The 7,923-nt window shown below is 74.7% G+C and carries 7 protein-coding genes; 3 read left to right on the top strand and 4 right to left on the bottom strand.

Annotated features, from left to right (window positions below):
- Positions 1 to 560, bottom strand: a 560-nt coding sequence (locus ACFYOJ_RS32940) for a sigma-70 family RNA polymerase sigma factor (protein WP_388598440.1), incomplete at its 3' end; no start/stop codon positions are given.
- A gap of 277 nt (positions 561 to 837) precedes the next feature.
- Between ACFYOJ_RS32940 and ACFYOJ_RS32935 the strand changes: the two genes are divergently transcribed.
- Positions 838 to 2,004, top strand: coding sequence for a PP2C family protein-serine/threonine phosphatase (locus ACFYOJ_RS32935; RefSeq protein ID WP_356557671.1), 1,167 nt, complete (start codon positions 838 to 840; stop codon positions 2,002 to 2,004).
- Between the two features lie 45 nt (positions 2,005 to 2,049).
- Here the strand turns inward: ACFYOJ_RS32935 and ACFYOJ_RS32930 are convergent, their stop codons facing one another.
- Complete coding sequence (locus ACFYOJ_RS32930; RefSeq protein WP_356557670.1) at positions 2,050 to 2,421, bottom strand: helix-turn-helix domain-containing protein; 372 nt, start codon at positions 2,419 to 2,421, stop codon at positions 2,050 to 2,052.
- An 81-nt stretch (positions 2,422 to 2,502) separates the two neighbouring features.
- On the opposite strand from ACFYOJ_RS32930, the gene ACFYOJ_RS32925 reads away from it, so the two are divergent.
- Complete coding sequence (locus ACFYOJ_RS32925; RefSeq protein WP_356557669.1) at positions 2,503 to 2,913, top strand: RidA family protein; 411 nt, start codon at positions 2,503 to 2,505, stop codon at positions 2,911 to 2,913.
- Positions 2,914 to 3,146: 233 nt separating this feature from the next.
- Positions 3,147 to 4,946: a SpoIIE family protein phosphatase gene (locus ACFYOJ_RS32920; RefSeq protein WP_356557668.1), complete on the top strand. Its 1,800-nt coding sequence runs from the start codon at positions 3,147 to 3,149 to the stop codon at positions 4,944 to 4,946.
- A gap of 127 nt (positions 4,947 to 5,073) precedes the next feature.
- Here the strand turns inward: ACFYOJ_RS32920 and ACFYOJ_RS32915 are convergent, their stop codons facing one another.
- The gene (locus ACFYOJ_RS32915; protein WP_011113206.1) at positions 5,074 to 5,244 is read right to left on the bottom strand and encodes a DUF5670 family protein; all 171 of its coding nucleotides are present in this window, start codon (positions 5,242 to 5,244) and stop codon (positions 5,074 to 5,076) included.
- 183 nt (positions 5,245 to 5,427) lie between these two features.
- Complete coding sequence (locus ACFYOJ_RS32910; RefSeq protein ID WP_356557667.1) at positions 5,428 to 7,896, bottom strand: SCO7613 C-terminal domain-containing membrane protein; 2,469 nt, start codon at positions 7,894 to 7,896, stop codon at positions 5,428 to 5,430.
- Between the last annotated feature and the right edge of the window lie 27 nt (positions 7,897 to 7,923).

Genomic DNA, 7,923 nt, shown 5'->3' with positions numbered 1-7,923 from the left:
GCCAGGCGGGCCTCGACGACCTCGTCCTCGGGCAGGCTCATCAGTTCGGACAGTTCGCGGGTGGTGGGGTTGCGGCCCAGGCGGCTGCGGAGTTCCTCGGTGGCGCGGGCCAGCTGGACGCGGGCTTCCTGCAGGCGGCGGGGGACGTGGACGGCCCAGGAGGTGTCGCGGAAGAAGCGTTTGATCTCGCCGACGATGTAGGGAACGGCGAAGGAGGTGAACTCGACCTCGCGGGTGAGTTCGAAGCGGTCGATGGCCTTGATCAGGCCGATCATGCCGACCTGGACGATGTCCTCCATCTCCTCCGGGCCGCGGCTGCGGAAGCGGCCGGCCGCGAAGCGGACCAGGGACATGTTCATCTCGATCAGCGTGTTGCGCGCGTACTGGTACTCGGGGGTGCCCTCCTCCAGTACCGCCAGCCGGTCGAAGAACCGCTTCGACAGCTCCCGCGCGTCCCGGGGCGCCACCTTGGACGGGTCCGCGATCTCCGGCATCCCGGCGGCCGCCTCCGGCATCCCGTCGGTGACCCTCGTCCCCGCCTCCGCGGTCGTCCTCGCCATGACGGCGCCCTCCCTCTGTCTTCTCCGTGACCGTGTTCACCGGCTGACGACCAGGCGCGTACCCCGTTCGCCGGCCGGCATGCCGGAGAAGTCGGCCACCGGGGTGCGCGAAGCGGTCCACGGCCCGGACCGGGTGGGGCAACGCGCGGCAGGGGGCCGCCTCTTGACCCCCCGTCGGCGTCATGTCCGGAACGGATGTTCCCAGGCGGCGCGGGGTGGGTCGGGTGACTTCGAAAGATTGCGGGGAAGAAGGCACCGCACTGGACGGGAGGTTGCCGTGGATGGTGGAGATCTGGAACTGGGCGAGCTTCTGGCCGCCGCCGAGGCGGCACCGCCGGGCGAGTCCGTCGACGTCGTCGCGCGGGACCTGCGCAAGCGATTCGGAGCCGAGCGCGTGTCCTTCCTCTTCGTCGACCTCGTCGGCCAGCGGCTGGTGCGGTTGCCGGCTGCCGTGGACGGCGACGTGGCGCTCCGGCCCGAGCCGGTCGATCTGGAGGGCAGTGTCCATGACCGAGTCCTGCGGAGCCAGCGTCCCCTCGTGGAACCGGACGGCGAGGGCGGACAGCGCGTCATCACGCCGGTCACCAACCGCGGAGACTGCATCGGCGTACTGGAGCTGACCCTGCACCACGTCGACGACACCGTCCTCGGACAGGTCGGCGAGGCGGCACACGCGCTGGCCTACATCATCGTCACCGACCGCCGTTTCACCGACCTCTACCACGTGGGCGGGCGCACCACCGAGACCAGTCTGGCCGCCGAGATCCAGCACCGGCTGCTGCCCTCGTCCTCGTGCTGCGAGGCCGACGAGTTCACCCTGGCGGCGGGGCTCGTCCCGGCCGACGACATCGGCGGTGACACGTACGACTACAGCCTCGACCGCGACACCCTGCACCTGTCCATCACCGACGCCATGGGACACGACACCGACTCGGCGCTGCTGGCCACCTTGCTGGTCGGCGCACTGCGCCGGGCCCGCCGCGGCGGCTGCGACGCTCTCAGACAGGCCCACCACGCCCACGAGGCACTGCTGGCCCACGGCCGTGGCCTGGCCACCGGGCAACTGCTCTGCGTCGACCTGGGAACCGGCGTCGTGGAACTGGTCAACGCCGGGCACCCCTGGCCCCTTCGGGTGCGCGACGCGACCGTGCAGGAGGTGAGGCTCGCGGTGAACCTGCCGTTCGGGGTGGCCTCCCCGGTCCCCTACCGGCTGCAGGAGCTGCACCTGCGTCCGGGGGACCGGCTCGTCCTGGTCACCGACGGCATGCAGGACCGCGACGCCGCCGCCGTCGACCTGAGCGCACTCGTCCGCGACACGCGCACCCTGCACCCCAGGGAAGCGGTCCGCAGCCTCACGGCGGCGGTACGGGACGCCTGCCGCGGCGGCCTCGAGGACGACGCGACCGTCGTGGTCCTCGACTGGCACGGGCCCCGCACCCCCTGACCCGCCGGCGACCGCACCCGCACGGCGCGATGCCCCGAGCCGGGCTCACCTGTCGTCGAAGGCTTCCCGCGCCCGTTCGATCTGCGGCATGTACGTCCGCACCCACTCCAGGAGCACGTCCACGGGCGGGCGCATCGTCTTGCCCAGGGGAGTGATCCGGTACTCCACCGCGACCGGCCGGTCGCTCACGACCTGGCGCTCGACGATGCCGTTGCGCTCCAGTCTGCGCAGGGTGGCGGTGAGCGATTTCTGTGTGACCGCGGGAATGGCGCGGCGCAGATCGTTGAACCGGCGCGGTCCCTCGCACAGCTCGCTGAGCACGCTCAACGACCATTTGTCCAGCACTTGGTCGAGCAGTTCGCGGTGCGGCGCGGGGATGCTCAGCTCGTCGGTGGGGAATGCGGTGGTATCGCTCATGAAACCTGGTCTCGTTGAAGTGTCCTGTGTCTCCTAGGTATCAAAGCTATACCAGCGTTTCGTCCCCAGAAGGAGGCCGTGATGGCCGTTCAGCTTTTCACCCCCGAGGGCCTGCTGCAGCCCGCGCCCTATCACCACGTCGCCGTCGGCACCGGCAGCAGGCACGTCCATGTCAGCGGGCAGACGTCCGCTCTCGCCGACGGGACGCCCGTCGCGGAGGGCGACCTGACCGGTCAGGTCGCGCAGGCCCTGCGCAACACCGCACGGGGGCTCGCCGGAGCGGGCGCCACGTTCGACGACGTGGTGCGGCTGACGGTCTACGTCACGCAGTGGAAGCCGGAGAAGATGGGGGCGTTCATGGCGGGCGTCGAAGGTGTCGCCGAGGAGATCGGACTCTCCCTGCCTCTTCCGCCCGCGTCGCTCATCGGCGTGGAGTGCCTCTTCTCGCCCGGCGTCCTGGTCGAGATAGAGGCCACCGCGCTGGTCGACTGACCGCCTGAGCGGTGCCGCCCCTTGCGCACGGGCCGCGGGGAGCGCGAGGGGCGGCGGTGCCGTCCGTACCCCGGCGGCGCCGTGCCCGCCCCGCCGGCGCCGCCCGGCCGCGGACGGTGTCGGCGGGAGCCGTTCACCGTCGAAGGGCACGGAAAGATCGGTCCGGCAGGCAGCGCAGGACAATGACGAGTAGGAGTGGGACAGAGGCGGCGCGCGTTCACGAGGAGGCCGGGATGGCAGGCGCGAAGGAGACGGAGAGCGGTCACGCGCAGCGCCGGGCGGTGTCCCGGTCCCAGGTCACCGACGCTCTGGAAGCCATCGGGGCCGGGGTGTACGTGGTCGACGAGCAGGGCTGCGTCCTCGCCGTCAACAGCCGTGCCGAGGAGCTGCTGGGCCGCCGGGCCGCGGACATGACCGGCCGGGACGCCCACGACCTGCTGCACCGGGGACCCCAGGGCCAGCCGCTGCCGGCCACCCGGTGCGCCATGCGGCAGGCCTTCCACGCCGGACGCCCGGCCCAGGGCGACGAGGACCACTTCGCCCGCGCGGACGGCTCCGTCCTGCCCATCTCCTGGCTGATCACCCCCTACACCGTGAACGGCAGCGACACCCACACGCTCGTCGTCTTCCATCCGCGGGAGCGGGCACGCCCCGCAGGTCCGCGCCCGGAGCCGCCCACGGAGCCCATGAGCGAGCTGGAACGGCTGGCCCTGCTCGCCGAGACCACCGCCCGGGTGACCTCCACCCTCAACGTCGACGAGACGCTGCGCCGGCTGACGGCCCTGGTCCTGCCCCGGCTCGCGGACTGGGCCGTCATCGACCTGATCACCGAGCACGAGGAGGTGTGGCGAACGGCCGTCGTCCACGCGGACGGGGACCGTCTGGTCCACCGCGAGGATCTCGAAGGGCCCATGCCGCCCGTGCCCGAGGAGTCACCGATGCCCCTGTCCCGCGCCCTGCGCGGCGTCGCCTCCGCACTGGCCGGACCGGACACCTACCGGCGCACCCCTGACTCGGGCATCGCCGTCGAACAGCGCCGCATGTTCGAGGCCACCGGCATCCGCTCCGCCGCCATCGTCCCCCTGAAGGGCACCCGGGAGGTCCTGGGAGCCCTCACCCTGGGCCGGGCCGACAGGCCGGGCGACTTCTCCGCCACGGACCTGCCCCTGATCGAGGACATCGCCCGCCGCGCGGGCCTGGCACTGGACAACGCGCGTCTCTACCAGCGCCAGCGCGCGGTCGCCGAGACCATGCAGAAACACCTGCTGCCCCAGATGCCGCGGGTGCCGGGACTGCAGATGGCCGTCCGCTACCTGCCCGCCCCCGACGCCTCGCAGGTCGGCGGGGACTGGTACGACGCCTTCACCCTGTCCGACGGCGCGACCGCGCTGGCGGTCGGGGACGTGGTCGGCCACGACCTGGAGGCCGCGGCCGGCATGGCCCAGCTGCGCAACATGCTCCGCGCCTACGCCTGGTCCCAGCAGAAGCCCCCCAGCCGCATCGTGGAGCGTCTCGACGAGGCGATCATGCCCATCACCGACGTCTCGATGGCCACGCTCGTCCTCGCCCGCGTCATCCGGACGGACAACGGCCTGTGGCAGCTGACCTGGACCAACGCGGGACACCCCCCGCCCCTGCTCGTCACCCGTGACGGTCTGACCGACTACCTCACCGAAGGACACAGCCTCCTGCTCGGTACCGGGCTCGGCGCCTCCCGTCCCGACGCGACCGTCATGCTGCCGCCGGGTTCCACGCTCCTGCTGTACACCGACGGCCTCGTCGAAGCACCCGGCCGGACCCTCGACGAGGGCCTCGGCCGGCTGCGCCAGCACGCCGCGGCCCTCGCCCACCGGCCCCTGCCCTCCTTCGCCGACCAGCTCCTGCGGCGTGTCCAGCCGCCCGGCCTGGACGACGTCGCCCTCCTGGCCCTGCGCACCCCGGTGCGTGCGGGCGGCCGCACCGGGGAACCCGCCGTCCCGCACCGGGAACCGGGGGAGGGCGGCCACGGAGCGGGCCGGCGCGAGGCGCGGTGACGGGACGCGGCGGCGGGGCTCGGTGGAGAGGCGCGGTGCCGCCGGGCGCGGCCCAGGACATGCCGGTGGGTCCCGGACAGTCGTCCGGGACCCACCGATCGTTGCGCGCAGACTCGTGCCGACCGCTCTACCAGCGGTACCAGCGGCCCTTGCGACCGCCGCTGTCCGCGGTGCGGACGACGAAGCCCAGCAGCCAGACCACCAGCACGATCACGGCGATCCACCACAGTGCCTTCAGCGCGAAGCCCGCACCGAACAGGATGAGAGCCAGCAGCAGGACGAGAAGCAGGGGAACCATAGTTATCAACCTCCGCCGCACCTCGTGCCCGCCGACAGGCGAAACACACGGCGGATCCCCCCGGTTTCTTCACCGGATGCGCGGGAACCGGACCCGGTTGCTCCAGAAGCCGCCTCGCCCGGCCGGCCGCGGACACGCACCCGGTGTCCGCGGCCGAGGCGCGCACCGGGCCCGCGGAGCCGGTCAGCGCAGCCGCCCGAGCGCCTCCCGCAGGCGCCGTGCGTCACGCAGCCGCTGCTCGTAGCCGGCACCCAGGGCGAGCAGCGCGAGGCCGGCCAGCGCGGGAGGCACCCAGCGGGGGAGCGCGCCGACGGCCTGGACGATGCAGGGGGCGAGTTCGTGCAGTGCCACCAGGGCGAGCACGCTCCCGCCGAGGACCAGCGGCGCCTGGAGCCGGCGCCGGGCGCCCACCACCGTCATGGCCAGCGCGGCGGCACCGAGCAGGAGCGGCCGCAGCCAGTGCGGGTCGCCCCACACCGCGAGCAGACCCGGCACCAGGGTCACGGCCGACCCGGCACCGTACGCCGCCCATGAGGAGACCGCCGGGTCGCGCCGCCGGCGCAGGAGGCCGACGACCAGCGCGGGCACGGTCACCGGCAGCGTGTAGGCCTCCGGCGTGGTGATCTCCCAGGCCGCCAGGCGCACCCAGGCGGCCGACAGGAACAGGACGGCCGCGACACGAGCGGCCGGCCGTCGCTCCGGCCGCAGCGCGGTCCCGGCGACGACGACACCGCAGAGCGAGAGCACCAGGGCCAGCACCGGCGGATCCGTCACCGCGAGCGCGAGCGCGAGCAGCCCCGCCGCCGCCCCCGCCGCCTCGACCGGGACGGTCGCGGACGAGCCCTTGAGCCGCGCCGCGATCAGGGCCGCCGCAGCGGGTACGGCGAGGACCGGCAGCGCGGTGTGCGCGGGCTGCAGACCGGCGGACGCACCGGCCGCGCACGCCAGCGCCGTGGCGTGCACGAGGGCGGCCGGCGCCGCGTACGGGCGCAGCCCCGGGCGGGAGCCCGCCGCGCCGAACAGGACCGTCAGCGCGGCGAGGACACCGATCGTCGCCGGCTCGGAGGCCAGCGAGAGGAAGGCGAGACCGGCCGAGGTGACGAGGGCCAGTACGACGGCCGTGAGGGCCAGCGGGGACGGACCGGACGCGGCGCGGCGGAGACGCCCGGCGAGGACCAGCGCGGCCACGGTCACCGTGCCCTGCGCCGCCAGCCCCGCGGCGTAGGGCAGAGCGAGCACGGCCGGGAGCACGGCCGACGCCGCCCATCCCAGGACGAGCGCGACCACCCCGGCCGCCGGACCTCCCGCCCCGCGGTACCGGGCCACGGCGAGCACACCGGCCACGACGGCGAGCACGAGCGGCGCGGTCGTCGCGTACGGAGCCCAGGCGGCGTCCGCGAACACCGCGGCCCGGGTGTCCTCGGGCACGCCGGACCACGGACGCCCGGCCCGGGCCACCGGAGCGAGGAGCGCGCCGGCGACCGACGGGACCGTCCACAGCACCGCGAGACCCTGAGTGACCAGCGAGGCCAGGACCAGGCCCTGCCGCAACGGCCGGGGGAGGGGCGACCGGACGGCGGCCGACAGGGCGACGCCGACGGCCAGGGCCCCGGGCACCGTCCACTCGCCGGGCACCGACGCCCGCAGCACCCCGCCGGCCCCGGCGACCAGGCACAGTCCCGCGGCCAGGGCCGCGCACCGGGCGGCGTCCCGCCGCGGGACGGACCGCGCCGCGGTCAGGAGGACCGCCGCCGAGAGGACCAGGAGCGCCGCCGCCCGCGCGGCCGCGCCGGGGCCGGAAGCGGTCCAGCACAGCCGTCCGGCCGACAGCACCCCGGCACCGCCCGTACCGGACGCGCAGACCAGGGCGACGATCCGCACCCCCACCGGCGTGCTCCGCAGCGCGACGGCGGTGCCGGCCGCGGCGGTCAGCAGAAGAACGGCCGTCAGCGTGTACGGCCCCGCGCCGGCGGCGAGCGCCCACAGGAGCGGCGGCAGGTGCGCGGTCCCCGTGGCGAGGGGCAGGGGGAGCCGGAGGGCGGGACGCGCACCCCCGCGTCCCGGGCCCCGGCCGGCCGGCGCGGACACCAGCGCGTCCGTCCCCGCTCCGTAGGCGGCCCACACACCGGCCAGGACCGCCGACGCGGCGGCCGTGTACCCGAGCCAGTCCGTGCCGCCGAACACCACCTCGCGCAGGGCATAGGCGTCGAGCACGGTCAGGGCCGCCCCCAGAGCCGCCACCGCCTCGGCGGTCGCCCCCAGCCCCCGCCGCAGCAGCGCCACGGGTGCGGCCAGCGCACCCGCGGTCACCGTGCCGAGCACCAGCGCCCGCCCGGTGATCCCCAGGTGGCCCCAGCCGACCAGGGTGAAGGCGACGGCAGCGGTCGCCAGCAGGGTGCCGCCGAGGACGAGCAGCACGTTCTGCACGCCGGGCACCGTGGCCTCCGGCCGGTGCCCGGCGCCGCCGGGACCGGCGGACCGCATCACGTGCGCACGGCCGGCGCCCTGGGCGGGCGGGGGCACCGAGGCCGCGCTCAGCGTACGGATCAGCCACTCGCGGCGCCGCAGCAGGACGGCCCTGCGGGCGTCGAGCTGCCGCAACTCGGCGTCGAGAATGCGCAGTTCCTCGGCCGGGGGCGGAAGGTTCGTCATGCTCCGGAGTGTGCGCCCCGTCACCCG

Origin of the sequence: Streptomyces sp. NPDC006384, assembly GCF_042870695.1 — a bacterium.
Lineage (GTDB): Bacteria > Actinomycetota > Actinomycetes > Streptomycetales > Streptomycetaceae > Streptomyces.
Note: the sequence above shows the minus strand (reverse complement) of the source record. Positions and strands in the feature narration are given on the sequence as shown.

Bases quoted from the DNA above. Each gene is read 5' to 3' on its own strand.
- ACFYOJ_RS32910 (WP_356557667.1), bottom strand. From the start codon at position 7,896: ATGACGAACCTTCCGCCCCCGGCCGAGGAACTGCGCATTCTCGACGCC.
- ACFYOJ_RS32920 (WP_356557668.1), top strand. From the start codon at position 3,147: ATGGCAGGCGCGAAGGAGACGGAGAGCGGTCACGCGCAGCGCCGGGCG.
- ACFYOJ_RS32925 (WP_356557669.1), top strand. From the start codon at position 2,503: ATGGCCGTTCAGCTTTTCACCCCCGAGGGCCTGCTGCAGCCCGCGCCC.
- ACFYOJ_RS32930 (WP_356557670.1), bottom strand. From the start codon at position 2,421: ATGAGCGATACCACCGCATTCCCCACCGACGAGCTGAGCATCCCCGCG.
- ACFYOJ_RS32915 (WP_011113206.1), bottom strand. From the start codon at position 5,244: ATGGTTCCCCTGCTTCTCGTCCTGCTGCTGGCTCTCATCCTGTTCGGT.